This is a genomic window from Kaistia granuli DSM 23481, from assembly GCF_000380505.1.
Lineage (GTDB): Bacteria > Pseudomonadota > Alphaproteobacteria > Rhizobiales > Kaistiaceae > Kaistia > Kaistia granuli.
The window spans coordinates 132,059-158,078 of sequence record NZ_AQYH01000010.1; the positions used below are offsets into that span (position 1 = coordinate 132,059).

Sequence of the window (26,020 nt, forward strand, 5' to 3'; positions counted from 1 at the left end):
TCCGTGGCGCGGCTGGATGGATCCTCGCCTTTGCGAGGAGGGCGGATAGCGTGGGGCACAGGCTGAGCGCGAGGATGTCGGGGAGTGGCGTGAGCGCCGCGTCCTCTTCAAAACGTCCTGGCGCCCCTGCGCGCCGCAGTCCCCGCATCGAGGCAAACGAATGCCGGAGCTCACCCTCGACCAATGGGCGGCGATCCGCGTCGCCTATGAGACGACGGCGGTGCCGCTGCGCGAGCTCGCCGCCAGCCATGGCGTCAGCCATGTCTCGGTGGCCAAGCGGGCGGAGCGGCAGGGATGGCTGCGGCCGGGCGAGGCGCCGCCGCTGCCGGACGGCGCGGCCGAGGAAAAGCTGGTGGCGCGGCTCTATCGCACCTTCGAACGGCAGATCGGCGAGCTGGAACTGCGCTTCGCCGGCGCCGAGGGCGGCGTCGACGAGAAGGATGCGCGGACGCTATCCGTGCTCGCCCGCACGCTGGAGACGCTGGCGAAGCTGAGGGGAGGCGCGGAAGCGGATGGCGAGGACGTTGGCGGCGGCGTCGACATCGATTCTCTCCGGGCGCGCCTTCAGGCACGCCTGGAACAGCTCGACGCGGCGGGGGATGCGGCCGGCGCGACTGCTGGCGGAACTGCGGCCGGATGAGGTCGAGGCGTTCCAGCAGGATTGGGATTTCTGGGCCCGCGACGACCAGTTTCCGCCCGAGGGCGACTGGCTCACCTGGCTGATGATTGGCGGTCGCGGCGCCGGCAAGACGCGCGCCGGCGCGGAATGGATCCGTGGCCTCGCCGCCGGCCGCCCGGGTTTTGCGAAATCACCGGTCGGGCATATCGCCCTGATCGGCGAGACGCTGGCCGATGTTCGCGACGTGATGATCGAGGGCGTTTCGGGGCTGCTGGCCGTGCATTCGCGCCGCGAGCGGCCGAACTGGCAGCCGTCGCGGCGTCGGCTCGAATGGCCGAACGGCGCTGTGGCGCTCTGCTTTTCGTCGGAGGATCCCGAAAGCCTGCGAGGGCCGCAATTCGAGGCGGCCTGGGCGGACGAACTGGGCAAGTGGCGCTATCCGGAGGCCTGCTGGGACATGCTGCAATTCGGCCTCAGGCTCGGCGACATGCCGCGCCAGCTGGTGACGACGACGCCGCGCCCGATCCCGCTCTTGAAGCGGCTGCTTTCGGCCGAGCGCAGCGTGATCACCCGCGCCGGCACGTCCGCCAACCTCGCCAATCTGGCGCCGGGTTTCCTGGAGCGCGTCGTCGGACGCTATCGCGGTACGCGGCTCGGTCGGCAGGAGATTGACGGCGAGTGGATCGAGGATCGCGCCGATGCGCTCTGGAGCCGCGACGACATCGAGAGCGCGCGCGTCGACAAGGCGCCGGAACTCGTCCGCATCGCGGTTGCCGTCGATCCGCCCGCCTCGCGCCGCAAGGGAGCGGATGCCTGCGGCATCGTCGCCTGCGGCCTGGCGGCGGACGGCGTCGCCTATGTGCTGGCCGATCGGAGCCTCGCCGAGGTGAAGCCGGCCGCCTGGGCCGCCGCCGCGATCGGGCTCTATCGGGCGCTCGACGCCGACATGCTGGTCGCCGAGGTCAACCAGGGCGGTGACATGGTGGCGAGCGTCCTGAACGAGGTCGATCCGGCCGTGCCGGTAACGTCGGTTCGCGCCACTCGCGGCAAATATCTGCGCGCCGAGCCGGTCGCGGCGCTCTATGCGCAGGGACGGGTGCGCCATGCGGGAACCTTCCCGGCGCTGGAGGACGAAATGGCGGATTTCGGCCCGGAAGGGCTCGCCAATGGCCGCTCGCCGGATCGGCTCGACGCGCTGGTCTGGGCGCTGACGGCGCTGATGCTGCGCGCGCCGGGCGAGCCGAGAATCCGGACAATGTGACAAGGAGGCGGCTCCCGGCGTCGAAACCCGGTTGTCTTGCGAGGCGAATCTCCGGATGCATCGAACTGGAGTGGAGCGGACGCCGGCGATCGGGATGTCCGGCGGATGGAATGGGGGCTGTCGATGCAACTTTCGGTGCCGATGCTGTTTGTCTTGTTCACGGCCCTCGGCCTCGTGTTCTACCTGGTCGGCCGGGTGGCGCTCTACGGCCTTTCGAGGCATGCCGAATACGACGCGCTTTCGATCCCGCAGCCGGCATTCCTCGGCACCATCGCGACAGCCTGGGCGCTTTCGCTCGGCTTCATCGCCGCCGATATCTGGACGGTCAATTCAAGGGCGGACCAGGCGACGAGCATGGAACGCTCGGCGATCATCCATCTGCTGCGCAGCACCGAGGCGGATGTCCTCGATGCGCCGAACCTCGCCACGGCGATCGGTGCCTACCGCAAGCATGTGGCGACGAAGGAATGGCTTAGGGACAACAATGTGGGGCCGGACCGGGAGGTCGAGGCGGCGCTACATGATATCAGCGGCGAGATCGCACGACTGGCGCGTGCCAATGCCCCGTCGCAGCTGGTGTCGCAGCTTGTGCATGATTTCAACGATCTGCAGGAGGCGCGGAACCTGCGCCTCGCCGTCGGCAACACCTCGATCGACTATTACAAATGGTATCTGGTGATCTTCCTGACGTTGCTGACTGCGATCACCATCGCCTCGACCCATGCCGACCGCATCCGCGCCGGCCGGCGGGCCTTGGCGATCTACGCGATCACGGCTTCGATCAGCCTGTGGATCCTTGCCATCCACGCCAATCCCTATGTCGGGATCGAGGCCCTGCATCCGTCGCTGCTGTTCAACAGCCAGAAGCACGCCGACATGGCGCTCGACGGTCCGTAGCCGCCGCGCTACCCCGATCCGTTCAATTCAGGCACCCTCAAGCACCACCACGGCCGGGGTGGCCGGCGGCGGGCTTGCGATCTGTCGGGCGACGACCACCTGGTTGCGGCCGGCACGCTTCGCCTCGTAGAGCGCGCGATCGGCATCCGCGAGGATGCGATCGATGCTGCCGGCCTGTGCCGTGCCGGCCGAGACATCCGACACGGCCAGCCCCGCGCTGACCGTGCAGGTCAGCCGTTCCTCGGTATTCACCAGCGTCAGGAAGCGGGCGCGCACCGCCTCGGCATGGCGCAGGGCGATTTCGGTCGTCGCGTCGCGAAGGATGAGCGCGAATTCCTCGCCGCCGATCCGGGCGGCCGAAGCGCCGTCCGGGAGGTCTTGCTTCAGGGCGCGCGCGAAGAGCGCGATGACGCGGTCGCCCATGGCATGCCCATGCGTGTCGTTGATCGACTTGAACTCGTCGATATCGAAGAGGATGGCGATGCTGGCGGGGGGCAGCGGGCCCGCATGCGCCTCGAACAGGGCGCGTCGGTTCATCAACCCGGTAAGGGAATCGGTCAGCGCCTCGCGCCGATGGGCCTGGACGGTGCGGATCTGGCTCAACGCCATCGTCAGGGCGCCGATGGCCGGAATCGCTCCGATCACCAGCATGATCGACAGATCCTGGGCCCAGTTTCTGGGCGGGCCCTGTACCACGATGCCGTCATTGAGCAGAACCAGCGCTGCCCGCGGCAGGAACGACAGGCCGACCATGAAATAGAGGGCGGCGATGGCGATCGTCGTCATCGGAGCCTGCTCGCGCGCCATCCAGTACTCGAACGCCACCATCGCCAGCAGAACGGCCGAGGTCAGGAAGCCGATCGCATAGGTGATGCCATTATGGCCGGCGAGGAGCGGCAATAGCGTCGGGATGATCGTTGCGAGGCTCGCCACGCCGATCTGTCGCCAGGGCGAGGTTCCTCGCCGGAACTGGGCCGCGCTGCCATAGAGATGGGCATTGCCGGCCAGAAGCAGCGTGAAGGCGGCGGCGAGCGGGGGCGAAGACGGGCGGGCGCTGTCGAGGGCCGAGAAGCCTACACTGACGGCGATCAGCAAGGCGCCGATGCCGCTGGGCAGCAGAAAGCCGTCCTTGCGGGATGTCCGCCAGGCCGCGAACAGGATGGCGGACAGGAAGGCAGCGGAAAAGCCGATGGCGATAAGGAGCGAGGCGAAATCGAGCACCAGATAGTCCTCTCAGGCGGGAACACCCAATGGGCCCCAGCGCCTTGGCGCGGACCCGACCAAGCCCTGGTTCGGGCCTCGCCTTCCAAAACCTGCGTGCATGATCCCGTTGTCCGCCGTTAACGCATGGAGAGGCGCGCCAGCGTCAACAGGTTGCCCCGCAGTAAATGGCAGCGGAGAGGTTGCAAGACAAGACTTTTCGCTGCCCGGGCCGCATGCGGAAACGGGCCGGAGCGAATGATTTTTCCGCTTCGCCATGGCCCGCAGACAAGCTTTCGGATCGGAGACGCCATGAAACCGAACCTTCTTGCCCGCCTGTTCGGCGGGCGTGCCGCCGTGCCCGAGGCGAAAGCCTCCCGGGCCGGGCCGCTGATCGCCCTGCAGGGACACGGCCGTCCGGTCTGGACGTCCCGCGACCTCGCCTCGCTCGCCCGCGAAGGCTTCATGAAAAACGCCATCGTCTATCGCGCCGTGACGATGATCGCCGAGGCCGCCGCCTCGGTGCCGCTGCTCGCCTATGAAGGCGAGGCCGAGCGGCCGGATCATCCGCTGCTGGCGCTCTTGGCGCATCCGAACGCACGCCAGTCCGGCGCCGCCTGGTTCGAGGCGCTCTACGGCAATTGGCTCGTTTCCGGCAATGCCTATGCCGAGCTGGTCAAGCTTGGCGGGCTGCCGGCCGAACTGCATGCGCTGCGGCCGGACCGGATGAAGGTGGTGGCGGGGCCGGATGGCTGGCCCGAAGCCTATGAGTATTCCGTCGCCGGCCGGTCGGTGCGCTTTCCGGTCGAGGACGGCCAGTCGCCGATCCTGCATCTTCGAACCTATCATCCGCTCGACGACCACTACGGCTTCGCGCCGCTGGAGGCGGCGGCGGTGGCGCTCGACCTGCACAATGCCGCCGGTGCCTGGAACAAGGCCCTGCTCGACAATGCGGCGCGGCCCTCCGGCGCGCTGGTCTATCGCGGCGAGGGGGGCGCCAATCTCAGCCAGGACCAGTTTGAGCGCCTGAAGCGCGAACTGGAGGCGAACTATACCGGCGCCGTCAATGCCGGCCGGCCGCTTCTGCTCGAGGGCGGACTGGACTGGACCTCGATGGCGCTCACCCCGCGCGACATGGATTTCATGGAGGCGAAGCACGGCGCGGCGCGCGAGATCGCGCTCGCCTTCGGCGTGCCGCCCATGCTGCTGGGCATTCCGGGCGACAACACCTATGCGAACTATGCCGAGGCCAACCGCGTCTTCTGGCGCCAGACCGTCCTGCCGCTGGTCGGCCGCACGGCCGAGGCGCTGGCGGCGTGGCTGGCGCCGCACTATCCGGGCGGCGGGCTGCGGCTCGGCTTTGACACCGATGCTGTGGAAGCGCTTTCGGTCGAGCGCGCCGCGCTCTGGAGCCGGGTCGGCGCCGCGGATTTCCTGACGCGCGACGAGAAGCGGCAGGCGGTTGGGTATGGGGTGGAGGGGCGGGCTCTGGAAGAAGGAGAAGAGGGGTGGACGACTTGACCCGCATCTTCGCCAGCCGCGGCGACCTCGCGCATCTTGCACTGTTCCTCTGGGCTTCCGGCGCCAGCGCGCTGCTGGTCTGGGCGCTCCGGGAACTCGCCAGCTCCAACCGCCGCTTCAACGACTTCGTCGCCGAGATCGCCCGGCTGAATCGGTTCTTCAACGACCGGCGGTAAGGGATTCTGGCGACAGATGTTTTCGGGTCTTCACGCCGCAAGTCGGGAGACTGTCCACCGTCATCCTCGCGAAGGCGAGGATCCATCCAGCCGGGTTACAGGGAAGCTCGCACTTCCCGCGCTTCGGCTGAATGGATCCCGGATCTCCGCTTCGCTGCGTCCGGGATGACGGCGAGGGTGGGCTCGGGGCAACATCAACGGAGAACATGCCGACATGACAGTCCTCCTCAACCGCATGCTGCGGCGCCTCGCGCCGGACCACCGCCAGGTGTTTCGCGATTTCGTCGGCGCGCTGGAGCGGCTGATCGGCCGGCCGTGAAACTGTGAGCGCGCCAGCCGTAACGGTTTGACGACATGCCGCTCTCATCCTTCTCAGGAGGCCCGGATCGGCCGTCGCGAAGGAGGCAAGGCGACTGGCTGCGCGATGCACCACCGGCGCCCGGCACGAAGGCGATGTCGCCGGCCGCCTGAATCACCCTGTCAGCCGCCCGCCCCAACCCCTTGATCCGACTCCTCCCTTTTCCGCGGCGCTCGCCGCGAAGGAGACCGCATGGCCATCCCGCAGACGCCCGCCCTCGAGACCAAGTTCGCCGCCGCGGACCTTTCCGGCATCGACGGCGAAGGGGTCTTTTCCGGCTATGCCAGCCTGTTCGGCTCGGCCGATCTCTCTGGCGATCTCGTCATGCCGGGCGCCTTTCGCCGCTCGCTGGCGACCCGAAGCGCCGGCGGAATCCGCATGCTCTACCAGCACGATCCGGCCGAACCGATCGGTGTCTGGATGGAGATCCGCGAGGACCCGCGCGGCCTGTTCGTCAGGGGGCGTCTCATGCCCGACGTGGCGCGGGGCCGCGAAGTGGCGAGCCTTATGCGGGCCGGCGCGCTCGACGGGCTCTCGATCGGCTTCAAGACCGTCAAGGCCCGTGCCGACCGCACGGCTGGTATCCGCCGGCTGGTGGAGATCGACCTCTGGGAGATCTCGGTCGTCACCTTTCCGATGCAGCCCGACGCCCGCGTCTCGACCGTGAAGACCACCGGCCTGGCGGCGCGGATGCGCCGGGCCGCCCGATCCCTCCACCCGACCCGCCTTCCTCTCCACCCGACCGGCCTTCCTCTTCACCCGACAAGGACAACGCGATGACAGAGACCCTCTCCGCCGCCCCCGAGGCGAAATCCGCCGAGAGCGGCGACGTTTCCGCCGCCTTCGACGATTTCATGCGCGCCTTCGAGGCGTTCAAGGACACGAATGACGAGCGGCTGACCGAGATCGAGACCAAGCTCACGGCCGATGTTGTCACCACCGACAAGCTCGACCGCATCAACAAGGCGCTGGACGAGCTGACGCTGAAGGGCCGCCGGCCGCCGCTCTCGGCCGAGCGCGGGCCGGCGCGACCTTCCGAGCACAAGCAGGCTTTCGAAAGCTATGTGCGCGGCGGCGACGAGGACGGCTTCCGCCGGCTGGAGCAAAAGGCGCTCTCGGCTGGTTCGAACGCCGATGGCGGCTATCTTGTGCCGATCGAAACGGAGACGGAGATCGGCAAGCGCCTCGCCGCCATCTCGCCGATCCGCGCCATCGCCGATGTTCGCCAGGTCTCGTCGGGCACCTATCGCAAGCCGTTCATGACCGCCGGTCCGGCGGTCGGCTGGGCCGGCGAGACCGATGCGCGCCCGCAGACCGCCTCGCCCACCATCGCTGCGCTCGATTTCCCGGCGATGGAGCTCTACGCCATGCCGGCGGCGACGGCGGGGCTGCTCGACGACTCGGCCGTCAACATCGATGACTGGATCGCCGCCGAGGTGGAGGGCGCCTTCGCGGCGCAGGAGGGTACCGCCTTCGTCTCCGGCGACGGCAGCAACAAGCCGAAGGGCTTCCTCGCCTATACGACCGCCGCCGAGGCGAGCTGGGTCTGGGGCAAGCTCGGTTATGTCGTGACGGGCGCCTCCGGCGGGCTTCCCTCCAGCAATCCGTCCGACGTGCTGGTCGACCTGATCTACACGCTGAAGGCCGGCTATCGCGCCAATGCCCGCTTCGTCCTGAACCGCCGCACCCAGGCCTCGATCCGCAAGCTGAAGGACGCCGACGGCCATTATCTCTGGCAGCCGGCGGCGGTGGCGGGCGGCGAGGCGTCGCTGCTGGGCTTCCCGGTCACCGAGGCCGAGGACATGCCCGACATCGGCGCCAATTCGCTGTCGCTCGCCTTCGGCGATTTTCGCCGCGGTTACTTGGTCGTCGACCGCCTCGGCGTCCGCGTGTTGCGCGATCCCTATTCGGCGAAACCCTACGTCCTCTTCTACACCACGAAGCGTGTCGGCGGCGGCGTCCAGGACTTTGACGCGATCAAGCTGCTGAAGTTCGGCACGAGCTAGGGGCAAGACCCGACCGCTCCCATAGAGCGCTTTCACATCCTCCGCCCCTCCGCCGTCATCCTCGCGAAAGCAAGGATCCATGCAGCTGGGTTGTCGGACGGCTCGCACCTCCCGACGCCTCGGCTGCATGGATCCCGGGTCTTCGCCCGGGACGACGCCGAGCGTTGGCCTCTCCCGACCCCTCCCCACAAGGGGGAGGGAACCCATTCCTTCGGCCGGCCCCGGTTCCCTCCCGCCGGGGCTGGCCGGGAGCGGCGTCTGGCTCCCCGCCGGCGCCGCTCCATCCCAATTCTCATCCTCATCCAGGAGCCATCATGACCGCAGCGCTCGTTTCCGGGCCGGCGACCGAGCCGGTGTCGCTCGCCGACGTCAAGGCGCATCTGCGCGTCGACGGCACGGCGGAGGACGATCTGATCGCCGCCGCGATCGTGGCGGCGCGCACCCACGTCGAGAGCGAGACGAGGCGTCAGCTGATCGCGCAATCCTGGCGTATCTATCTCGACGAATGGCCGTCCGGCCGCGCCATCGAGTTGCCCCTCGCGCCGCTGATCTCGGTCGAAAGCGTCACGCTCTACGACGTCGTCGGCGCGGCGCATGTCCTCGACCCGGCGGACTATCGCGTCGACGCCGCTCGCCTGCCGCCGCGCATCGTGGCCAAGCTGAAGCCGGCCGTCGCGCTCTACGACAATGGCATCGAGATCGACATCACCGCCGGCTATGGCGTGACCAGCCTCGCGGTGCCGGCGCCACTCCGACAGGCGATCCTGATGCTCGTCGCGCATTGGTACGAGCATCGCGGCGCCGTCGGCTTCGACCAGGCCGGCGACGTCGCGCCGCTTGGCTTCGAGGCGCTGGTCGCGCCCTATCGGGTGCGTTTGCTGTGACTGGCTTCGACCCCGGCCAGCTGTCGAGCCGCATCGTCCTCGAGCGGCCCGTCCGCACGGCGGACGGCGCCGGCGGTGCGACCGTCACCTGGGAGGCCGTCGCCACGCTCTGGGCCGCGATCGAGTCGGTCGCGGCCGGTGAGAGCTTGGCCGCCGACCGGCTTTCGACCCGGGTCACGCACCGGATCCGGATCCGCTTCCGCGCCGATATCGAGGGCGGCCTGCGGATCGTCTATCGCGGTCGTATCCTGCGCATCGCCGCCTGGCGCGACCCGGACGATCAGCGACGCTTCCTTGTTCTCGATGCGGCGGAGGAGCGGGCATGAACGCGCGGGCGCTGACCGGATCGGCGCTCGCCGCCGCCTTGCGGAAGGCGGTAGCGCCGGCCGTTTCCGAGGCGTTGCAGCGCAATGCTGAAAGGCTGAGGCAAGTGCTCGCGGATGCCCGGGCGGAGCGCGATCTGCCCTCTTCCCCCTTGTGGGGGAGCGTTGGAGAGGGGGGTACCAGCTCCGCGCTGCGAGTTGGACCTCCCGACATCGGCGCCGGTACCCCTCACCCTGACCCTCTCCCACAAGGGGAGAGGGAAACGGAACTCATCCTCGCCGCGCCGCGCGCGGCGGGCAACCTCTCCCTCGACATCACGCTCACCGGCGAAAACCTGTTCGCCCGGGAGTTCGGCGCGCTCGACGCTGCCGCCGATCCCGTTATCGGCCCGGCGATTCACCGCCTGAAGAGGAGATCGCGATGATCGCAGCCCTCGAGCTTCAGGCGGCGCTCGTCGCCCGAGTTCTGACCGATGGCGATCTCGCGGCCCTTGTCGACGGTCGCATCCATGACGGCGCGCCTCGCGCCACGGCGTTTCCGTCCATCACCATTGGCGAGACGGGACAGGCCGACTGGTCGAGCGACAACGAGGCGGGCGGCGAGGTTCGTCTCACCCTGCACGTCTGGTCGCGCGGTGTCGGCAAGCGCAAGGCCTGGACCATAATCGGCCATCTGATGCGCCTGCTGCACGACGCGCCGCTGGTCCTTGAGGCGGGCGCGCTGGTGCTCGTCCGCATCACTTTCGCGGAAGTTCGCCTGGATCCAGACGGCATTACCGAGCACGGCGTCGTGCGGGTCGCCGCGCTGGTCGAGAACTAGGGGCGCCAGCAGCGACCTCCGCTTCAGCATCCGGGACAATCCAGATCGAAAGGAACCACCATGACCGCGCAGAAGGGCAAGGATCTGCTCCTGAAGATCGACACCACCGGATCCGGCGCTTTCGCGACGGTGGCCGGCATGCGGACGCGGCGATTCGCGCTCAACGCCGAGACGGTCGACATCACCGACACGGACTCGGCCGGCCGCTGGCGCGAGCTTTTGGCCGGCGCCGGTGTGCGCCGCGCCAGCGTCTCCGGCTCCGGCATCTTTCGCGATGCCGCGACCGACGCCGCGATCCGCACGCTGTTCTTCGACGGCGCGATCCGGGATTTCCAGCTGATCGTGCCGGATTTCGGCACGCTCGCCGGACCGTTCCAGCTGACCGCGCTCGACTATGCCGGCGAGCATGACGGCGCCGTCACCTACGAGATCGCGCTGGAATCGGCCGGCCTCGTCAGCTTCACGGCGGCTTCGTGATGGCGAACCGGCATCGCGGCGAGATCGAGGCCGTGCTCGACGGAAAGCCGCATGTGCTCTGCCTGACGCTCGGCGCGCTGGCGGAGCTGGAGACGGCGTTCGGAGCGGAGGACCTTTCTGCGCTCGCCGCCCGCTTCGGCGAGGGCAGGCTTTCGGCGCGCGATGCGATCCGCATCCTCGGCGCGGGCCTGCGCGGTGCGGGGGCTGTGATCGACGACCATCAGGTCGCCGCCATGCGCGCCGAGCACGGCGCGGCCGGCTTCGCGGGAATCGTCTCCGAGCTTCTCGGCGCGACCTTCGGCGGGGGTGGGGGGTGAGAGCCTTGCTTCCCTCAGGCGGCGAGGTGCCGCCCTTTCCCTGGCGCGAGGCGATGGCGATCGGCTTTGGGGTGCTGAAGCTCTCGAGCCGCGAATTCTGGGCGCTGACGCCGCGCGAGCTCGCCGCCGCGATCGTGGGCCTGACCGGCAGGACTTCAGCGCCGATGGACCGCGCCGCTTTCGAGGATCTTGCGCGGCGCTATCCGGACCTTGAATCCTCCCCTTGAGGGAGGGTTCGAACGGAGCGGGTGGGCCCAGGGAATAAGGAGCCATTTGCATGACCGCACCGATCGACGAACTGTCCGTCCGCATCACCGCCGACACCTCCGCCTTCACCGCCTCGCTGGATGGCCTGGCCAAGCAGGCGGACGGCCTTTCCGGCACGATCAGCCGGGCGTTTCGCGACGCCGTCGTCGGCGGCAAGGAATTCGACGACATCCTGAAGGGCCTGGCGCTGCGCTTCTCGACCATGGCGCTGAACGCGGCGCTGAAGCCGATCGAAAGCGGGATCGGCGGCCTGCTGTCGGGGCTCGTCGGTTCGCTCGGCGGGCTGGGCGGCGTCAAGCCGTTCGCCAAGGGCGGCGTCGTCGCCAGCCCGACCTATTTTCCCTTGTCCGGCGGGCTCGGCTTGATGGGCGAGGCGGGAGCGGAAGCCGTCATGCCGCTTGCGCGCGGACCCGACGGCAGGCTCGGCGTTTCGGGCGCTGGCGGCGCGCCGGTTACCGTCAACATCGCCATCCAGACGCCGGATGCCGCCTCGTTCCGCAAATCCGAGGCGCATGTTGCCGCGACGCTCGCCCGCGCCGTCGGGCGCGGCAGAAGGGGGCTTTGATGCCGCTGATCCCCGCTTTTCACGAGGTCCGCTTCCCCACCAACATCGCCTTCGGTTCCTCCGGCGGGCCGGAGCGGCGCACCGAGGTGGTGACGCTCGGCTCGGGCGGCGAGCGGCGCAATGCCCGCTGGGCGGAATCGCGCCGCCGCTACGACGCCGGCTATGGCGTCCGCTCGCTCGCCGACCTGCACGAGGTGATCGCGTTCTTCGAGGAGCGGCGCGGCAAGCTGTTCGGCTTCCGCTGGCGCGACCGCGCCGACGACGCCTCCGCCCCGCCGGGCACCGAGCCGGGCGCGACCGACCAGCGCCTCGGCATCGGCGACGGCGCGACAACGGTGTTTGCATTGAAGAAGACCTATGGCGGCCTGCATGCGCCCTATGAAAGGCCGATCGCCAAGCCGGTCGACGGCACGGTTCTGGTCGCGGTCGACGGGGTCGGGCTGGCGACTGGGGATTTCGCCGTCGACCCTTCGACCGGGCTCGTGACGCTCGCCGAGGCGCCGGCGGAAAGCGCCGTCGTCACCGCCGGCTTCCGCTTCGACGTGCCGGTGCGCTTCGATACCGACCAACTGGTGATCAACCTCGCCGCCTTCGAGGCGGGCGAGATCCCGTCGATCCCGATCGTGGAGATCCGGCCATGAAGGCGATCCCGCCGGCGCTCGCGGCGCATCTCTCCGGCGACGCCTCGACGACATGCCATGCCTGGCGACTGACGCGGAAGGATGGCGTCGTGCTGGGGTTCACCGACCACGACCGCGACCTCGTCTTCGACGGCGTCACCTTCGAGGCGGCGACGGGGCTTGCGGCGAGCGAGGCGAGCGCCGAGACCGGTATGGTGACGGGCGGCATGGAGGTCGCCGGCGCGCTCACCTCCGACCGGCTGTCGGAGGCGGAGCTCGCGGCCGGCGCCTTCGATCACGCCCGGATCGAGACCTTCCTGGTCAACTGGGCCGTGCCCGAAGAACGGCTGCTGCTGCGCGTCGGCCATATCGGCGAGGTGCTGCGGGAGGATGGCGCGTTCCGGGTCGAGATCCGGGGCATCGCGGCCGCGCTCGACGAGCCGCAGGGCCGGGTGTTCCGCGCCGTCTGCGACGCCGACCTCGGCGATATCCGCTGCAAGGTTGATCTCGACGACCCGGCCTACCGCGGCGGTGGCACGGTTGTCGCCGCTTCAGACGGGCGACGCTTCAGCATCGCTGGCCTCGACGGCTTCGCCGCCGGTTGGTTCGAGCGTGGCGTTCTGCAGTGGGCGAATGGCGCCAATGCCGGCCGCCGGGCGGTGGTCAAGGCGGACCGCTCGGGGGCGGACGGGCGACAGATTGAACTCTGGAGCGCGATGACGGCGCCGATCGGGCCGGGCGACGGCTTCATCATCACCGCCGGCTGCGACAAGCGCTTCGGCACTTGTCGAGAGAAATTCGCCAACGCGCTGAATTTTCGTGGCTTTCCGCACATGCCGGGCAATGATTTCGCCCTCGGCTACGCGCGCAACAGCGGCCGCAACAATGGCGGGCGGCTGACTTAGTTTCGTGGCGAATGGCCTGTCGTATGGCAGGGAGGTGGAGGCCCGGCCTTCTTCCTTGAACCTCCCCCTTGAGGGGAGGTCGAAAACGCCCTTCGCGTTTTCGGGAGGGGGTAATCCGCGGAGTTTGCGGCAGATCGGACGAAGAACCCCTCCCCAAAACCGCTTTGCGGTTTTGACCCTCCCTCAAGGCAAGGCTTCAGGAGGATGACGCAGCCGACTCGGCGGCGTCGAGCTCGCGTTCCAGTTCGTCGATCGCGGCGAGGCTGTCGCGGAGGGCGGCGGCCCGCTTGGCGTCGTCCGAGGACGCGCGGCTGATGATCTGCAGCGCCTCGAAGCAGCGCGCCGCCGTATCCGTCGCCGCCGCGCCGACGGCGGGCGTCCACGTCACATGAGATAGCGCGACGTCGATCTCCCGGCTGATCTCGTTCTTGGCTGGCCACGCGGTCTCGCGGGTCAGCCCGCTCAGGAGCTCGCGCAGCGAAGCCATGTTCTCGGTGTGCTGGGGCATTTCTAGTTCCTGAGAGCCGTCCGGGGCCGTCGCGTCCCCTCGTTCAACGCCACGACCGTCGCTGCCTGCGCAGCCGGCGGACCGTCGCAGATTCGGACATGGATCGAAATGGCAGAACCGCTTTCCCGTGAGGCGATCGTCGAGGTGGCGGTGGCCTGGCTCGGCACGCCCTATCGGCATCAGGCCTCGCTCCAGGGCGTCGGAGCCGATTGTCTCGGGCTGGTGCGCGGCGTCTGGCGCGCGGTCTATGGCGAAGAGCCCGAAGAAATGCCGGCCTATACGGCCGACTGGGCCGAGGCGCGCGGCGTCGAGACGCTGGCCGAGGCCGCCGCCCGCCACATGCCTGCCATCCCGGTCGACGCCGCTACGACAGGCGACCTGTTGCTCTTCCGCTGGCGCGTTGGCCTACCCGCCAAGCACGCGGCGATCCTCGTCGCGCCGGATCGCTTCCTGCATGCCCATGACGGGGCTTCCGTCGCAACCGCCGCCTTCTCGCCCTGGTGGCGGCGGCGCGCCGCCTTTGCCTTCCGCTTTCCCGGAGTGACCGACTGATGGCGACCCTCGTCCTGCAGGCGGCCGGCGCCGCCATTGGCGGCCTGTTCGGTCCGATTGGTGCGATCGTCGGCGGCGCGGTCGGCGCCATGGCCGGCTATGCCGTCGACCAAACCCTATTCGGCCGGGATATCGAGGGGCCGCGCCTCGGCGATCTCTCCGTCCAGCGTTCGGAGGAGGGCACGCCGATCCCGCGCGTCTATGGTCGCTCCCGCCTCGCCGGCCAGGTCATCTGGGCGACGCATTTCCAGGAGGTGAAGGAGGAGGAGGGCGGCAAGGGCGGCCCGACCGTTACCACCTATTCCTATTTCGCCAATTTCGCCGTCGGGATCTGCGAGGGGCCGATCGCCCGCATCGGTCGCGTCTGGGCCGACGGCAATCTGATCAACCTCGCCGACGTGCATCACAGGATCCATCTCGGCCGTGAGGACCAGGGCGCCGACAGCCTGATCGAGGCGAAGCAGGGCGCAACCGGCACGCCCGCCTATCGCGGCACCGCGACGGTGGTGTTCGAGCGCCTGCCGGTCGGCGACTACGGCAACCGCCTGCCGCAGCTAGCCTTCGAGGTGTTTCGCCCCGTGGGCGGCGTCGAGGACGAGATCCGCGCCGTCGTCATCATCCCCGGCGCGTCGGAGTTCGCCTATGACCCGCTGCCGGTCTACACTTCCAAGGGGCCGGGCCGCCGCGTCACCGTCAACCGTCATGTCGATGGCGCGCGCACCGACTGGGAAGCCTCGATCGACGATCTGCAGGCGCTCTGCCCGAATCTCGAGCGGGCGGCGCTCGCCGTGTCGTGGTTCGGCGACGATCTCCGCGCCGGCCATTGCACCGTCGCGCCACGCGTCGAGGACTTTTCGACCGTCACCAGCCCGACGAGCTGGCGTGTCGCCGGCTTGAACCGCAGCGCGGCACGCGCCGTGAGCCGGATCGACGACCGGCCGGCCTTCGGCGGCACACCCTCCGACGACAGCGTCATCCGCGCCATCCGCGACCTGAAGGCGCGTGGGCTCGCCGTTACCTTCTATCCGTTCCTGATGATGGACATTCCCGCCGGTAACGCGCTGCCGCATCCCTATTGGGACGCCAACCAGCCGGCCTATCCCTGGCGTGGCGAGATCACCGGCGCGATCGCGCCGGGGCGGCCCGGCACACCGGACAAGACGGCGGCGGCAGCCAGCGAGATCGCCCAATTCGTCGGCACGACGGCGCGGACGGATTTTTCCGTCTCGGGCGGGGCGGTGCATTACTCCGGCCCGGCCGAATGGACCTACCGGCGCATGGTCCTGCACGCCGCCCATCTCTGCAAGGCGGCCGGCGGCGTCGACGCCTTTCTCATCGGCTCGGAGCTGCGCGGCCTGACGACCCTGCGTTCCGGCCCGTCGACCTATCCCTTCGTCGCGGCGCTCAAGGCGCTCGCGGCCGATGTCCGCGCCATCCTGCCCTCGGCGAAGATCACCTATGCGGCCGACTGGAGCGAATATTTCGGCCATCAGCCGGGCGACGGCTCGGGCGACGCTCACTTCCATCTCGATCCGCTCTGGGCGGATGCCGCGATCGACGCGATCGGCATCGACAGCTACGTGCCGCTGTCGGACTGGCGCGACGGCTACGACCATCTCGACGCCCAGACGGCCGAGAGCGGCCGCGACGTCGACTATCTCCGCGCCAACATCGCCGGCGGCGAGGGCTTCGACTGGTACTATGCGAGCGACGCCGACCGGCGGGCGCAGATCCGCTCGCCGATCACCGATGGCGGGGCGGGCAAGCCCTGGGTGTTCCGCTACAAGGACCTCGTCGGCTGGTGGTCGAACCCGCATTTCGACCGGCCGGGCGGCGTCGAGGGCGGGACGCCGACCAGTTGGGTGCCGCAGTCGAAGCCGATCTGGTTCACCGAGATCGGCTGCCCGGCGATCGACAAGGGCGCCAACGAGCCGAACGTCTTTCCGGATCCGAAGGTCGGCGGCTCGCGCCTGCCGCATTTTTCCAATGGCGGCCGCGACGCTCTGATGCAGGAGCGCTTCCTAACCGCCGTGCTCGGTTACTGGGATCCGGCCGCGCCGGATTTCTTGGCGAGCGCGAACCCGCTCTCCCCCGTCTATGGCGGGCGGATGGTCGATCCCCGCCGCACCTATGTCTGGTCCTGGGACGCGCGGCCTTATCCGGCCTTCCCACGGCTCACCGAAATCTGGTCCGATGGCGGCAATTGGGAGACCGGCCATTGGCTGAACGGCCGGCTCGGCAACCTCTCCACCATCCGCCTGGTCGAGCGCATCCTGCGCGACTATCGCTTCCTCGATTTCCGCATCGGCGATCTCGAAGGCGCGGTAGACGGGTTCGTCATCGCCCGCATCGGCTCGGCGCGGCAGGCGTTGCAGGGGCTTTCCGAGGCGCTCGGCTTCGAGGCGGCCGAATCCGGAGCGGTCGTGCGCTTCGTCCGTCGCGGCCTGCCGCGCCTGACGCTTCATCCCGCCGATCTGGTCGAGGAGGGCGAGCAGCCGCTCATTGCCATCCGCCGGGCGCAGGAGACGGAGCTTCCGGCCGAGCTCGCCTTCGGCTTCATCGATGGCGCTAGCGATTACCGCGACCGCGTCGTCGCTTCGCGCCGGCTGGAGGCGGCGGGTGAGAGGCAAGCCGCGCTCTCGACCGGCATCGTCACCGATGACGGCCTGGCAGTGGCGCTCGCCGATCAGCGCCTGCAGGAAATCTGGGACGGCCGCGAGACGGTGTCGCTGGCGCTAACGGATCGCCGCCTCGGCATCGAGCCGGCCGATGTCGTCAGCCTGCTCCGGCCCGAGGGGCGCGTGAGCTTTCGCGTCACCAAGGTCGAGGACGGCCTGGCGCGGCGGATCGAGGGGCGGACGGTCGATCCCTTTGGATCGCCGGCAGCGGCCGGCAACGGCTCGGGCGCGCCGCCGGAATGGTCTGTCGATCCCGGCCCGCCGGACGTCGTCGTGCTCGACCTGCCTTCCTTGACCGGAAACGAGCCAATCGCCGCACGCATCGCGCTGTTCGCCGATCCCTGGCCGGGACCGTTCGGCATCTCGATCGGCTCGCCGGCCGTCGGTTTCCCGCTGCGCCAGATCGTGCCGCAACGCGCCGTAATGGGGACGATCGCGGCGACCGTGCCGCGCGGTCCGGTGGGACGGTGGGACCGCACGACGATGATGGAGGTGGCATTGCCGGTTGGCGCGCTCGCTTCGCTACCGGATGAGGCGGTGCTGAATGGCCGCAACATTGCGGCGGTCGGCCACGAGGCGACTGGCTTCGAGGTCATCCAGTTCCGCTCGGCCGAGCTCGTCGGCGACGGGCTCTGGCGCGTGTCCGGCTTGTTGCGCGGGCAGGGCGGAACCTCGGATCTCGCGGCGCTCGGACATGCGTCTGGTGCCCGCTTCATCCGGATCAACAGCGCGACGCCGCTGCTCGATCTCGACCCGTCCGAGATCGGGCTGGTGCGAACGCTCCGCGCCGGGCCGCTGGCGATCACCTATGACCCCGAGCGGTTCACCACCCTCGACTTCGCGGTCCAGGGCCGCTGGTGGCTACCGTTCGCGCCGGTTCATCTGCGCGGCGATCGCGACTCGGCCGGCAATGTGCATCTTGCCTGGATCCGCCAGACCCGCGTCGACGGCGATGGTTGGGATCAGCCGGAAGTGCCGCTCGGCGAGGCCGTCGAGGCCTATCGCGTCGAGATCCGGGAGGGCGCGACGCTTCGGGGCAGCTTCGATACGGCCGTGCCGCAGCTGAGCCTTTCCGCCGCCACGCTCGCCGGCTTGCTAAGCGCGCCGGGCGTCGATTTCACCGCCCGCGTCCGCCAGCTGAGCGCGACGGCGGGGCCGGGAATTGCAACGGAGATCGTCGTCCATGGCTGACCAGACCGTCCATCTCGCGCTTCCCTATCTGGCGCCGTCGCAGGCGCAGAAGCACGTCACTTACAACGAGGCGCTGCGCCGGCTCGACGGGCTGGTGCAGTTGGCCGTCGAGGCGGCGTCGGCGACCACGCCGCCGGGCGCGCCGGCGGAAGGCGCCCGCTATCTGCTCGGCGCCAGCCCGACCGGCGCCTGGGCCGGGCAGGCCGGGGCGCTTGCCGTGTTCGCGGACGGCAGCTGGTGGTTCGCGACGCCGGAGGTCGGCTGGCTCGCCTATGACAAGGCGACGGAGACCGTGCTGGTCCTGAAGGCGGCCGGCTGGACGGGTGTGTGAGGCCTTTCCGCCTTCGCAGCCGGCCCTCCACCGTCGCCCCAGGGTCCACCGTCATCCTCGCGGAGGCGAGGATCCATGTAACCGAAGCCTCGGGAGCTTCGGAGGTATCTGGCACCTGACCTCCACGAACCCCGCTGAATGGATCCTCGCCTCCGCGAGGAGGACGGAGAGCGTGAGGTGTCCCGCGTGCCCTGAATAACCAAACCCAAAACCTTGGAGAACCATCATGAGCGACCCCTTTGCCGGGGTGGCGTCGGGCCTTTCCGGCCCGGCGACACGCCATTTCGCGGTCACACCGTCCGACACGGTCGATCTCGCCATTCGTCCGCGCGCGCTGGTCTTCCAGACGGACGGCGCCGCGGTCATCCGCGACGAGGCGGGTACGGATCTGACCTATGCCCGCTATGCCGGCGACATTCTGCCGATCCGCGCCGTCCGCGTGCTGTTGACGGGCACGACGGCCACGCTGGTCGGGTGGATCTGATGCGGTTGCCCGATCTCGGCCTGGCGTGGCCCGGCAGCCCGGTCCGGCAGCGTGTTCCCCCCGCCGGCCTCGGCTTTCCGCTCGTCGACTATCCGCTGGCGCTCCGCCAGCGTGGCGACCGCTTCCTGGCCGATTTCGGGCCCGAAGCCTATGCAAGCGCCGCGCTCGCCGGCCCGACCTATCATGTCGACATCGCGACGGGGAACGATACCAATGCCGGCACCAGCTGGGGCACGGCGCTGAAGTCGATCTTCGTCGCCACCCAGCTCGGCAACACCGGCGGCGTGCCCTTCAACGTTCGGGTCAAGGCAGGCGTCTATCCGCGCGCCAACAACTTCACCAACAACGGTCCGATGGTGGTTCCGACCCAGCCGGTGGCCTATCGCGCCGTCGGCGGCCGCGTCACCTGCTGGGCCGGCCATGATCTCGCCTGGCCGGCGACGCCGCACGCCACCTATGGCAATTGCTACGCGGTGGCCCGGTCTACCGTCACGGTCGTGCTTGATCTCGTCGCGCAGAACGCCTTTGGCGATCCGCTCGAACTCATCCGCGTCGCGGATGCCGCCACCTGCAATGCGACACCGGGCTCCTGGGCGCAGGAGAGCGGTACGCTCTATGTGCGACGCGCCGATGGCGCGGTGCCCAGTAGTGCCAACACGCGGGTTCTGATCGTCGTCGACGCTTTCGCACTGGATGCGACAGGAAGGTCCGTCTTTCTTGAAGGATTCGATTTCCAGGGCGGCGCCAATGGCGGAGTGTTCGTGCACGGCACGGCGGCCCGCAATGTGATCCTGGTCGACTGCTCGGCCCGCTACGCCGGCGGGCCTAGCCATGCCGGCGACGGCTTTCGCATCGAGGACAGCGGCGGCATCGCGGCGCTGGTGGGATGCGTCGCCGCGGCGAATGCCAGCGACGGGTTCGACATCCGCTGGTCGCTCGGCGGAACGCCCTCGCTGCGACCGCTGGCGATCGATTGCCAGGGCTATGGCAACGGTCGTCATGCGCATGTCTCGAATAACGGGTTCGCCTGCCATGACAGCCTGTCCGGCATCGTGGTCGGTGGCGACTTTCATGACAATTGCGGCGCCAATCTTCGTGTCGCCGGAGCCGCCAGGCTCTGGTGCCTCGGCACCGTCGCGCAGGCGAGCCTTGGTGATGCGGCGCGTGGCGGCACGGTCCCGTCGATCGATTTCCAGGCGACGGGAACCGCCCAGCTCTGGCTGGAACGGGCGCGTTCGGCCGTCTCGACCTATGCGTTCGCCGCGGCCGATACGGCGGCGATCCGCCTGCGCCAGCATGCCAAGGGGACAGGGCAAGCCGAACTCGCGCCCGGCGGCGCCAGCATCACAGCCTATTGAGACAAGAGCTCCGGAAACAAAGGAGCCCGCCGCTGGGGGGGGGAGCGGCGGGCTTTCCGGTTTGGGGACCGGGGATTGAGACGCTGGGCATCTCGCCAAGACAACACCGCCGTGTGCCGCCGGTTCCCTGCAATTCGCATCCCCTGACGATTTTTTTTCGAAGATGCCGAACGGAGGTCCTCGCATGACCCGAACCAGTCCTGCGGGGCTCGAACAGCTCGTCGCCGAGGAGGGCGAGGTGCTGCGCGCCTATCGCGATGTCGCCGGGGTCTGGACGATCGGCGTCGGATTGACGGCGGCCTCCGGTGTGATCGTGCCGAAGGCCGGCATGACAATCACCCGGGCGCAGAGCCGCGCCTTGCTCGCCGAAGCCCTGACGTCGCGCTATGAGCCGGCGGTCGCGGCCGCCATGCCGGGCGCGCTGGGGCATGAATTCGACGGCGGCGTCTCGTTTCATTTCAACACCGGTGCCATCGCTCGCGCCTCCTGGGTGCGCGCCTGGCACAACTCCGACAGGGCCGCCCTGCGCGCGGGGCTCGCCACCTGGAACAAGGCCGGCGGCCGCGTGGTGGAAGGGCTCAGCCGGCGACGCGCCCGCGAGGCGGATCTGATCCTCGACGGCCGCCGCGACACCGGCGTCGCTTCCTTCGCAACGCTTAGCCGTGGCGACAGCGGCGAACGTGTCGGCGCCTTGCAGGGCGAGCTGATCCGGCTGGGCGTGCTCGCGACCGAGGTTGACGGAAGCTTCGGCGCCGCGACAGAGGCGGCCGTGCGCGCGTTCCAGTCGGCGCATCCACAGCTCACCGTGGACGGCAGGGTCGGCCCGGCGACGCAGGCGCAGATCACCCGGTCGCTCGCCGCCCGTGACGGGCTCGCTGCCACGGCGGCGAGCGGTACGCTGGTGACCGGTGGCGTCGCAACGGCCGGTCACACCGCGCCGGCGGTCCTGTTCGTCGCCGGGCTCCTTTTCGTCGCGCTGGGGGTTCTCGCCTGGCGCTACCGCGACGAGATCCGCGCCATTCTCACGCTGAAGAGGAGACATTGATCATGCCGACCCTCAATCCCTTCGACATTCTGCTCGGCGCCGTCGGTGGCGCCGTCGCACGGATGGTCGGCCGGCCCGACAATCCGCTGACGGCGGAGATGGCGCCGACGATCACGCGCGCGATCGTCGAGGAGATCGCCGCAGACCCCGCCGTGCGCCACGCCGCGAATGCCGAGCCCTGGTACCAGTCGCGCGTCACCTGGGGCGCGATCATCGGGGCGACGGCGCCGGTTCTCGGCCTCGGTCTCGGCCATGCTCCGTCGCCGGGGGACCAGGCGTCGCTGGTCGAGATCGCGGTTGCGGTTGGCTCATTGACGGGGGCGGGACTGGCGCTCTACGGTCGTTGGCGTGCCCGGACGCCACTTCGCCTCAGGTGAGCCTTCGCGCAAAAGTTGTCGGCATTCAGATCATGTTCATATGAGGCCGGCTACGAGGGGGGCATGTCGAAGCACCTCATCACCATCATCCTGCTGGCTGCCCTGTTTGTCTGGTTCGGTTCCGATGCTTCCGGGCCGAAAGCGGCCTATGGCGAGTCCTGCCTGTCGCAGGGAGAAGCCCGCCAGGCCGTCCAGCGCGGCGACGCGATTTCGCTCAGCGCGATTCGCGGCTCGCTGGCCGGCGACGGCGGCGAGGTGGTTTCGGCACAGCTCTGCAAGGCCGGCAATCGCCTCGTCTATATCGTCAATGTGCTGGGCGATGGCGGCCAGGTGAAGCGCGTGCGCCTCGATGCGCGCGACGGCTCTATCGTGGGACGCTAGAACCATGCGGATTCTCGTCGTCGAGGATGATCCCGATCTCAACCGCCAGCTCTCCGACGCGCTGAAAACGGCAGGCTATGTCGTCGATTCCGCACGGGATGGCGAGGACGGCCATTTTCTCGGTGATACCGAGCCCTATGACGCGGTCGTGCTCGATATCGGCCTGCCGCGCATGGACGGCATCAGCGTGCTCGAGGCTTGGCGCCGCGCCGGCCGCAACATGCCGGTTCTTATCCTCACCGCCCGCGACCGCTGGAGCGACAAGGTGCAGGGCATCGATGCTGGCGCCGACGACTACGTCGCCAAGCCCTTCCACATCGAGGAAGTGCTGGCCCGCATCCGTGCGCTGGTGCGTCGTGCCGCCGGCCATGCGACCAACGAGATCGAATGCGGCCCTGTCCGCATCGACACCAAATCCGGCCGCGTCACGGTCGACGGCAATCCGGTCAAGCTGACGGCGCACGAATACAAGGTGCTCGAATATCTGATGCACCATCGCAACCGCGTCGTGTCGCGCACCGAGCTGATCGAGCATCTCTACGACCAGGATTTCGATCGTGATTCCAATACGATCGAGGTGTTCGTTGGACGCCTGCGCAAGAAGGTCTCCGCCGATCTCATCGAGACGGTGCGCGGCCTCGGCTACCGTATCGTGACGCCGGGGACGGCCACGCCCAGCGGCGCCGACTGATGCGCGTCAACTCGCTCGCGTTTCGGCTGATCGCCGGCGCGTCGATCTGGAGCGCCATCGCGCTCGTCGTCGCCGGGCTGATCCTGACGTCGCTCTATCGCGATACGGTGGAGCGTGCCTTCGACGAACGGCTGTCGGTCTATCTGAAGACGCTGGTCGGCAATCTTGCCACCCAGTCGCCAGGCCAGCTGGGCGATCCCGGCAATCTCGGCGAACAACGTTTCGAGCTGATCTATTCCGGCTGGTACTGGCAGATCCGGCAGGTGAACGGACCCGTCCTGCTCGCCTCGCGCTCGCTTTCCACCGATACGCTCGATCTGGCCAACGCGACCTCGCGCAGCTCGATCGACGGCGTCGAGCAGGCGACGATGGTCGGGCCGGACAAGCAGCAGCTCCGCGTCCTGCAACGCACGATCACTTTCGATGTCGATCACCGCTACGACGTTCTGGTCGCTGGCAATGCCTCCGAACTGCAGGAGGATATCGCCGATTTTCGCACCAGCGTTGCCCTGACGCTGGCCGTGTTCGGCATCGGCCTCGTCGCCTCGACGGCGTTCCAGATCCGGTGGGGATTGCGCCCGCTCGACCAGGTCCGGCGCGCGCTTGCCGCGCTCCGAAGTGGCAAGGAGCAGAGTTTCGAGGGACCGTTCCCGGCCGAAATCGAGCCGCTCGCCAAGGAACTCAACGCGTTGATGCACTCGAACCAGCAGATCATCGAGCGCGCCCGCACCCATGTCGGCAATCTGGCGCATGCGCTGAAGACGCCGCTCAGCGTCATCACCAACGAGGCGCGTTCCGACGACGGCAAGCTGGCGGCGAAGGTCGGCGAGCAGGCCGAGCTGATGCGCATGCAGATCAATCATCACCTGGACCGCGCCCGCATCGCAGCCCGTTCGCAGGTGATTGGCGCGGTGACGGAGGTCGAGCCGGTCCTGCTGCGCCTGGTCCGGGCCATGCGGCGGATCCATGAGGATCGCGGGCTCGAGGTCAGCCTGCATGCCACGCCGGAGGCGCGCTTTCGCGGCGAGCAGCAGGACCTCGAGGAGATGGTCGGCAACCTCGTCGACAATGCCTGCAAATGGGCCGCTGCCAGGGTGGCAATCGAGGTCAGCGTGATTCCCGCGGCCGAGGACATGGACGGATCGCTGATCATCCGCGTCGACGATGACGGGCCCGGCCTGACGGAGGCCGAAAGGCTTGAGGCGACGCGGCGCGGCAAGCGCCTGGACGAGAGCAAGCCCGGCTCCGGCCTCGGCCTCTCTATCGTGACGGATCTCGTCGCGCTTTACGACGGCGCCTTCGAGCTGGATCGGTCGCCGCTCGGCGGACTTCGCGCCGAAGTGCGCTTGCCGGCAGCTTGATTGGCATCGGTTCGCAATTCCGCCATGCTGTTATCGGAATGCGGTTCTGCCGGGCAGCGCGCGAATCCGGTTTGGCGCGCGGGCAAAAAGAGGTGGGATGTCATGCGGTTGGGTTCCTGGTGTGTCGTGGGTGTGGTCGCAGCGACGTTGGCTGGCTGTGCCAGCGCCGGCCCGAATGAAGGCCTCGGCACCGTCGGCGGCGCTCTGGTCGGCGGCGTCATCGGCAATCAGTTCGGCAGTGGTTCCGGCCGTGTCGCCGCGACAGCGGCGGGCGCCTTGATCGGCGGTCTCGTCGGCCAGTCCGTCGGCCGCAGCCTCGACGACCGGGAGCAGCAGCGCGCGCGGGAGGCCGAGTTCCAGGCTCTCGAATATGGCCGCCCCGGCTCGCCGATCGACTGGCGCGGCGATCGTGCCGGCTATCGCGGCGAGGTCACTCCCGGACCGCGTTATCGCGTCAACGCCTATGATTGCCGCGACTATACGCACCGCATCTGGATCAATGGCGAGCCCGAGGTGGCGCGCGGCACGGCCTGCCGCCAGGAAGACGGCACCTGGCGTCCGATTAACTGAGCCGGAAGGCCCTCGTCAGCCTTTGGCTGACCCTGCGGCCATGGGTTGCGGGTGGAACCTGCCGCCCGCGACAGAATGCGACGTGCGCCGTCGCGGGCGAAAGGCTAGAACGGGTCCAGGAACAGACCATGCTTCTTTGGATCGCCATGGCCGTGCTGACGGCCGCCGCCTCGCTGACCGTGCTCATTCCGCTGGGCAGGCCGGCCCGTGTCCAGCCCGCTCATGCCGGCGCCGCCCGGTCGATCTATCGGGATCAGTTGTCCGAGCTGGCGCGCGACAAGGAGCGCGGTCTGATCGGCGAGGGCGAGGCCGAGGCCGCACGCATCGAGATCTCCCGACGGTTGCTCAACAGCGAAGCTCCCGACGGCGACACGAGGGCCCGGCCGCAGCCGGCCTATCGCCTTGAGCGACTCGCAGCCGTCATCGCCATCCCGCTGATCGCCATCGCCGCCTATCTCTATGTCGGATCGCCTCAATTCGCCGATCGCGCGGCCACCGCGGCCCGCCAGACCGAGCCGACGGCCATGGGCGATATCGATGAACTCATCGCCAGGGTCGAGGCGCATCTCGCCGCCAACCCGGAAGACGGGCGCGGCTGGGAGATCCTCTCGCCGATCTACATGCGGCTTGGACGCTTCGACGATGCCGTCCGGGCAATGGGCAATACCAAGCGGCTGCTCGGCTCCACCGCCGAGCGGGAATCGCTCTATGGCGAGGCTCTCACCCGGGCGAGCGGCAATGTTGTGACCGAGGACGCGCGCTCTGCCTTCGAGAAAGCTCTGAAATTCGATCCGCAGGAAGCTCGCGCCCGCTTCTATCTGGCCCTCTCGCTCGGCCAGTCCGGTCGCAAGGACGAGGCCATTGCCGCCTGGACCGCCCTGATCGCCTCGGCTCCGGCGGATGCGCAATGGCTGTCGGCCGCGGAGGCCGAACTGGCACAGCTCAAGCCGACGGCGACCGTTCCCGAAACGCCGGCGACCGTCGCCCCAGGTCCGACGGCTGCGGATGTCGCCGCCGCTGTCGGCCAGACCCCGGCCGAGCGTCAGGAAATGATCGAAGGCATGGTGGCCGGCCTGGCGGCGAGGCTCGAGACAGAGCCGACCGACGTCGAGGGTTGGGAGCGCCTGTTGCGCGCCTATACGGTTCTCGGCCGGCCCGCCGATGCAGAAGCGGCGCTCGAGCGCGCCCGGGCTAAGCTCGTCGAGCAGCCCGAGCGCCTCGCCGTGGTCGAGAAGGCCGCGAAAGACATCGGTATTGGCAAGGATTGATCGTTCGAC

31 protein-coding genes are annotated in these 26,020 nt (G+C 68.8%); 29 read left to right on the forward strand and 2 right to left on the reverse strand.

What is annotated here, in order from left to right; all coding sequences use genetic code 11:
- Positions 1-160: 160 nt before the first annotated feature.
- The 3 genes from G342_RS0115755 to G342_RS0115765 all read left to right on the forward strand — a co-directional run bounded on the left by G342_RS0115755 (position 161) and on the right by G342_RS0115765 (position 2,777).
- Positions 161-640: a hypothetical protein gene (locus G342_RS0115755; protein ID WP_018184125.1), complete on the forward strand. Its 480-nt coding sequence runs from the start codon at positions 161-163 to the stop codon at positions 638-640.
- A complete protein-coding gene (locus G342_RS0115760) occupies positions 600-1,880 on the forward strand; it encodes a DNA-packaging protein (RefSeq protein WP_018184126.1) in 1,281 nt (426 codons plus the stop codon). The genes G342_RS0115755 and G342_RS0115760 overlap by 41 nt, the downstream gene beginning before the upstream one ends.
- 123 nt (positions 1,881-2,003) lie before the next feature.
- Positions 2,004-2,777 carry a bestrophin-like domain gene (locus tag G342_RS0115765; protein ID WP_156830978.1) on the forward strand — a complete coding sequence of 258 codons (774 nt, stop codon included), beginning with the start codon at positions 2,004-2,006 and terminating at the stop codon, positions 2,775-2,777.
- Between the two features lie 27 nt (positions 2,778-2,804).
- Here G342_RS0115765 and G342_RS24365 read toward each other — a convergent pair whose 3' ends face one another.
- Positions 2,805-3,998 (reverse strand): GGDEF domain-containing protein, encoded by a 1,194-nt coding sequence (locus tag G342_RS24365; RefSeq protein ID WP_018184128.1) that lies wholly within the window; start codon positions 3,996-3,998, stop codon positions 2,805-2,807.
- 291 nt (positions 3,999-4,289) lie between these two features.
- On the opposite strand from G342_RS24365, the gene G342_RS0115775 reads away from it, so the two are divergent.
- The 14 genes from G342_RS0115775 to G342_RS0115845 all read left to right on the forward strand — a co-directional run bounded on the left by G342_RS0115775 (position 4,290) and on the right by G342_RS0115845 (position 13,216).
- Positions 4,290-5,498, forward strand: coding sequence for a phage portal protein (locus tag G342_RS0115775; protein WP_040879069.1), 1,209 nt, complete (start codon positions 4,290-4,292; stop codon positions 5,496-5,498).
- Entirely contained in the window at positions 5,486-5,674 is a 189-nt protein-coding gene (locus G342_RS0115780) for a hypothetical protein (protein WP_018184130.1), read from the forward strand. The genes G342_RS0115775 and G342_RS0115780 overlap by 13 nt, the downstream gene beginning before the upstream one ends.
- Positions 5,675-6,224: 550 nt before the next feature.
- The gene (locus tag G342_RS0115790) at positions 6,225-6,812 is read left to right on the forward strand and encodes an HK97 family phage prohead protease (RefSeq protein ID WP_018184132.1); all 588 of its coding nucleotides are present in this window, start codon (positions 6,225-6,227) and stop codon (positions 6,810-6,812) included.
- Entirely contained in the window at positions 6,809-8,038 is a 1,230-nt protein-coding gene (locus G342_RS0115795; protein ID WP_018184133.1) for a phage major capsid protein, read from the forward strand. Before G342_RS0115790 ends, G342_RS0115795 begins: the two co-directional genes overlap by 4 nt.
- Positions 8,039-8,352: 314 nt before the next feature.
- Complete coding sequence (locus G342_RS0115800; RefSeq protein WP_018184134.1) at positions 8,353-8,922, forward strand: head-tail connector protein; 570 nt, start codon at positions 8,353-8,355, stop codon at positions 8,920-8,922.
- Positions 8,919-9,248: a phage head closure protein gene (locus G342_RS0115805; RefSeq protein WP_018184135.1), complete on the forward strand. Its 330-nt coding sequence runs from the start codon at positions 8,919-8,921 to the stop codon at positions 9,246-9,248. Before G342_RS0115800 ends, G342_RS0115805 begins: the two co-directional genes overlap by 4 nt.
- Positions 9,245-9,670, forward strand: a complete 426-nt coding sequence (locus G342_RS0115810) for a hypothetical protein (protein ID WP_018184136.1) — start codon at positions 9,245-9,247, stop codon at positions 9,668-9,670. Before G342_RS0115805 ends, G342_RS0115810 begins: the two co-directional genes overlap by 4 nt.
- Positions 9,667-10,065, forward strand: a complete 399-nt coding sequence (locus G342_RS0115815) for a DUF3168 domain-containing protein (RefSeq protein WP_018184137.1) — start codon at positions 9,667-9,669, stop codon at positions 10,063-10,065. Before G342_RS0115810 ends, G342_RS0115815 begins: the two co-directional genes overlap by 4 nt.
- Positions 10,066-10,125: 60 nt before the next feature.
- Positions 10,126-10,542 carry a phage major tail protein, TP901-1 family gene (locus G342_RS0115820; protein ID WP_018184138.1) on the forward strand — a complete coding sequence of 139 codons (417 nt, stop codon included), beginning with the start codon at positions 10,126-10,128 and terminating at the stop codon, positions 10,540-10,542.
- Entirely contained in the window at positions 10,542-10,859 is a 318-nt protein-coding gene (locus G342_RS0115825) for a gene transfer agent family protein (protein WP_026304498.1), read from the forward strand. The genes G342_RS0115820 and G342_RS0115825 overlap by 1 nt, the downstream gene beginning before the upstream one ends.
- A gap of 5 nt (positions 10,860-10,864) precedes the next feature.
- Positions 10,865-11,086 carry a rcc01693 family protein gene (locus G342_RS0115830; RefSeq protein ID WP_018184140.1) on the forward strand — a complete coding sequence of 74 codons (222 nt, stop codon included), beginning with the start codon at positions 10,865-10,867 and terminating at the stop codon, positions 11,084-11,086.
- Positions 11,087-11,136: 50 nt separating this feature from the next.
- Positions 11,137-11,691 carry a phage tail tape measure protein gene (locus G342_RS0115835; RefSeq protein ID WP_018184141.1) on the forward strand — a complete coding sequence of 185 codons (555 nt, stop codon included), beginning with the start codon at positions 11,137-11,139 and terminating at the stop codon, positions 11,689-11,691.
- Positions 11,691-12,332 (forward strand): phage distal tail protein, Rcc01695 family, encoded by a 642-nt coding sequence (locus G342_RS0115840; protein WP_018184142.1) that lies wholly within the window; start codon positions 11,691-11,693, stop codon positions 12,330-12,332. The genes G342_RS0115835 and G342_RS0115840 overlap by 1 nt, the downstream gene beginning before the upstream one ends.
- Entirely contained in the window at positions 12,329-13,216 is an 888-nt protein-coding gene (locus G342_RS0115845) for a DUF2163 domain-containing protein (RefSeq protein WP_018184143.1), read from the forward strand. Before G342_RS0115840 ends, G342_RS0115845 begins: the two co-directional genes overlap by 4 nt.
- 196 nt (positions 13,217-13,412) lie before the next feature.
- On the opposite strand, the gene G342_RS0115850 is transcribed toward G342_RS0115845, so the two are convergent.
- Positions 13,413-13,724, reverse strand: coding sequence for a hypothetical protein (locus G342_RS0115850; protein WP_018184144.1), 312 nt, complete (start codon positions 13,722-13,724; stop codon positions 13,413-13,415).
- Positions 13,725-13,832: 108 nt separating this feature from the next.
- Here G342_RS0115850 and G342_RS0115855 point away from each other — a divergent pair, with 108 nt between their 5' ends.
- The 12 genes from G342_RS0115855 to ccmI all read left to right on the forward strand — a co-directional run bounded on the left by G342_RS0115855 (position 13,833) and on the right by ccmI (position 26,011).
- Positions 13,833-14,276: a DUF6950 family protein gene (locus tag G342_RS0115855; RefSeq protein ID WP_018184145.1), complete on the forward strand. Its 444-nt coding sequence runs from the start codon at positions 13,833-13,835 to the stop codon at positions 14,274-14,276.
- Positions 14,276-18,145, forward strand: coding sequence for a baseplate multidomain protein megatron (locus tag G342_RS0115860; RefSeq protein ID WP_018184146.1), 3,870 nt, complete (start codon positions 14,276-14,278; stop codon positions 18,143-18,145). Before G342_RS0115855 ends, G342_RS0115860 begins: the two co-directional genes overlap by 1 nt.
- Positions 18,138-18,476, forward strand: coding sequence for a DUF2793 domain-containing protein (locus G342_RS0115865; protein WP_018184147.1), 339 nt, complete (start codon positions 18,138-18,140; stop codon positions 18,474-18,476). The genes G342_RS0115860 and G342_RS0115865 overlap by 8 nt, the downstream gene beginning before the upstream one ends.
- Positions 18,477-18,702: 226 nt before the next feature.
- On the forward strand, positions 18,703-18,960 hold the full coding sequence (locus G342_RS0115870; RefSeq protein WP_018184148.1) for a spike base protein, RCAP_Rcc01079 family: 258 nt from the start codon (positions 18,703-18,705) through the stop codon (positions 18,958-18,960).
- Positions 18,960-20,318, forward strand: a complete 1,359-nt coding sequence (locus G342_RS0115875; protein ID WP_018184149.1) for a hypothetical protein — start codon at positions 18,960-18,962, stop codon at positions 20,316-20,318. The genes G342_RS0115870 and G342_RS0115875 overlap by 1 nt, the downstream gene beginning before the upstream one ends.
- A 184-nt stretch (positions 20,319-20,502) precedes the next feature.
- Positions 20,503-21,363: a glycoside hydrolase family protein gene (locus G342_RS0115880; protein ID WP_018184150.1), complete on the forward strand. Its 861-nt coding sequence runs from the start codon at positions 20,503-20,505 to the stop codon at positions 21,361-21,363.
- A 2-nt stretch (positions 21,364-21,365) separates the two neighbouring features.
- Positions 21,366-21,740 (forward strand): hypothetical protein, encoded by a 375-nt coding sequence (locus G342_RS0115885; RefSeq protein ID WP_040879029.1) that lies wholly within the window; start codon positions 21,366-21,368, stop codon positions 21,738-21,740.
- A gap of 63 nt (positions 21,741-21,803) precedes the next feature.
- Positions 21,804-22,121, forward strand: coding sequence for a PepSY domain-containing protein (locus G342_RS0115890; RefSeq protein ID WP_018184152.1), 318 nt, complete (start codon positions 21,804-21,806; stop codon positions 22,119-22,121).
- A gap of 4 nt (positions 22,122-22,125) precedes the next feature.
- Positions 22,126-22,812, forward strand: coding sequence for a response regulator transcription factor (locus tag G342_RS0115895; protein WP_018184153.1), 687 nt, complete (start codon positions 22,126-22,128; stop codon positions 22,810-22,812).
- A complete protein-coding gene (locus tag G342_RS0115900; RefSeq protein WP_018184154.1) occupies positions 22,812-24,173 on the forward strand; it encodes an ATP-binding protein in 1,362 nt (453 codons plus the stop codon). The genes G342_RS0115895 and G342_RS0115900 overlap by 1 nt, the downstream gene beginning before the upstream one ends.
- Positions 24,174-24,275: 102 nt before the next feature.
- Complete coding sequence (locus G342_RS0115905) at positions 24,276-24,743, forward strand: glycine zipper 2TM domain-containing protein (protein ID WP_026304503.1); 468 nt, start codon at positions 24,276-24,278, stop codon at positions 24,741-24,743.
- A gap of 128 nt (positions 24,744-24,871) precedes the next feature.
- On the forward strand, positions 24,872-26,011 hold the full coding sequence (gene ccmI, locus G342_RS0115910) for a c-type cytochrome biogenesis protein CcmI (protein WP_018184156.1): 1,140 nt from the start codon (positions 24,872-24,874) through the stop codon (positions 26,009-26,011).
- Positions 26,012-26,020: the final 9 nt, after the last annotated feature.

Coding starts and splice junctions, on each gene's coding strand:
- G342_RS0115755 (WP_018184125.1), top strand. CDS start 161: ATGCCGGAGCTCACCCTCGACCAATGGGCGGCGATCCGCGTCGCCTAT.
- G342_RS0115760 (WP_018184126.1), top strand. CDS start 600: ATGCGGCCGGCGCGACTGCTGGCGGAACTGCGGCCGGATGAGGTCGAG.
- G342_RS0115765 (WP_156830978.1), top strand. CDS start 2,004: ATGCAACTTTCGGTGCCGATGCTGTTTGTCTTGTTCACGGCCCTCGGC.
- G342_RS0115775 (WP_040879069.1), top strand. CDS start 4,290: ATGAAACCGAACCTTCTTGCCCGCCTGTTCGGCGGGCGTGCCGCCGTG.
- G342_RS0115790 (WP_018184132.1), top strand. CDS start 6,225: ATGGCCATCCCGCAGACGCCCGCCCTCGAGACCAAGTTCGCCGCCGCG.
- G342_RS0115795 (WP_018184133.1), top strand. CDS start 6,809: ATGACAGAGACCCTCTCCGCCGCCCCCGAGGCGAAATCCGCCGAGAGC.
- G342_RS0115800 (WP_018184134.1), top strand. CDS start 8,353: ATGACCGCAGCGCTCGTTTCCGGGCCGGCGACCGAGCCGGTGTCGCTC.
- G342_RS0115810 (WP_018184136.1), top strand. CDS start 9,245: ATGAACGCGCGGGCGCTGACCGGATCGGCGCTCGCCGCCGCCTTGCGG.
- G342_RS0115815 (WP_018184137.1), top strand. CDS start 9,667: ATGATCGCAGCCCTCGAGCTTCAGGCGGCGCTCGTCGCCCGAGTTCTG.
- G342_RS0115820 (WP_018184138.1), top strand. CDS start 10,126: ATGACCGCGCAGAAGGGCAAGGATCTGCTCCTGAAGATCGACACCACC.
- G342_RS0115825 (WP_026304498.1), top strand. CDS start 10,542: ATGGCGAACCGGCATCGCGGCGAGATCGAGGCCGTGCTCGACGGAAAG.
- G342_RS0115835 (WP_018184141.1), top strand. CDS start 11,137: ATGACCGCACCGATCGACGAACTGTCCGTCCGCATCACCGCCGACACC.
- G342_RS0115840 (WP_018184142.1), top strand. CDS start 11,691: ATGCCGCTGATCCCCGCTTTTCACGAGGTCCGCTTCCCCACCAACATC.
- G342_RS0115845 (WP_018184143.1), top strand. CDS start 12,329: ATGAAGGCGATCCCGCCGGCGCTCGCGGCGCATCTCTCCGGCGACGCC.
- G342_RS0115850 (WP_018184144.1), bottom strand. CDS start 13,724: ATGCCCCAGCACACCGAGAACATGGCTTCGCTGCGCGAGCTCCTGAGC.
- G342_RS0115855 (WP_018184145.1), top strand. CDS start 13,833: ATGGCAGAACCGCTTTCCCGTGAGGCGATCGTCGAGGTGGCGGTGGCC.
- G342_RS0115860 (WP_018184146.1), top strand. CDS start 14,276: ATGGCGACCCTCGTCCTGCAGGCGGCCGGCGCCGCCATTGGCGGCCTG.
- G342_RS0115865 (WP_018184147.1), top strand. CDS start 18,138: ATGGCTGACCAGACCGTCCATCTCGCGCTTCCCTATCTGGCGCCGTCG.
- G342_RS0115870 (WP_018184148.1), top strand. CDS start 18,703: ATGAGCGACCCCTTTGCCGGGGTGGCGTCGGGCCTTTCCGGCCCGGCG.
- G342_RS0115875 (WP_018184149.1), top strand. CDS start 18,960: ATGCGGTTGCCCGATCTCGGCCTGGCGTGGCCCGGCAGCCCGGTCCGG.
- G342_RS0115880 (WP_018184150.1), top strand. CDS start 20,503: ATGACCCGAACCAGTCCTGCGGGGCTCGAACAGCTCGTCGCCGAGGAG.
- G342_RS0115885 (WP_040879029.1), top strand. CDS start 21,366: ATGCCGACCCTCAATCCCTTCGACATTCTGCTCGGCGCCGTCGGTGGC.
- G342_RS0115890 (WP_018184152.1), top strand. CDS start 21,804: ATGTCGAAGCACCTCATCACCATCATCCTGCTGGCTGCCCTGTTTGTC.
- G342_RS0115895 (WP_018184153.1), top strand. CDS start 22,126: ATGCGGATTCTCGTCGTCGAGGATGATCCCGATCTCAACCGCCAGCTC.
- G342_RS0115900 (WP_018184154.1), top strand. CDS start 22,812: ATGCGCGTCAACTCGCTCGCGTTTCGGCTGATCGCCGGCGCGTCGATC.
- G342_RS0115905 (WP_026304503.1), top strand. CDS start 24,276: ATGCGGTTGGGTTCCTGGTGTGTCGTGGGTGTGGTCGCAGCGACGTTG.
- ccmI (WP_018184156.1), top strand. CDS start 24,872: ATGCTTCTTTGGATCGCCATGGCCGTGCTGACGGCCGCCGCCTCGCTG.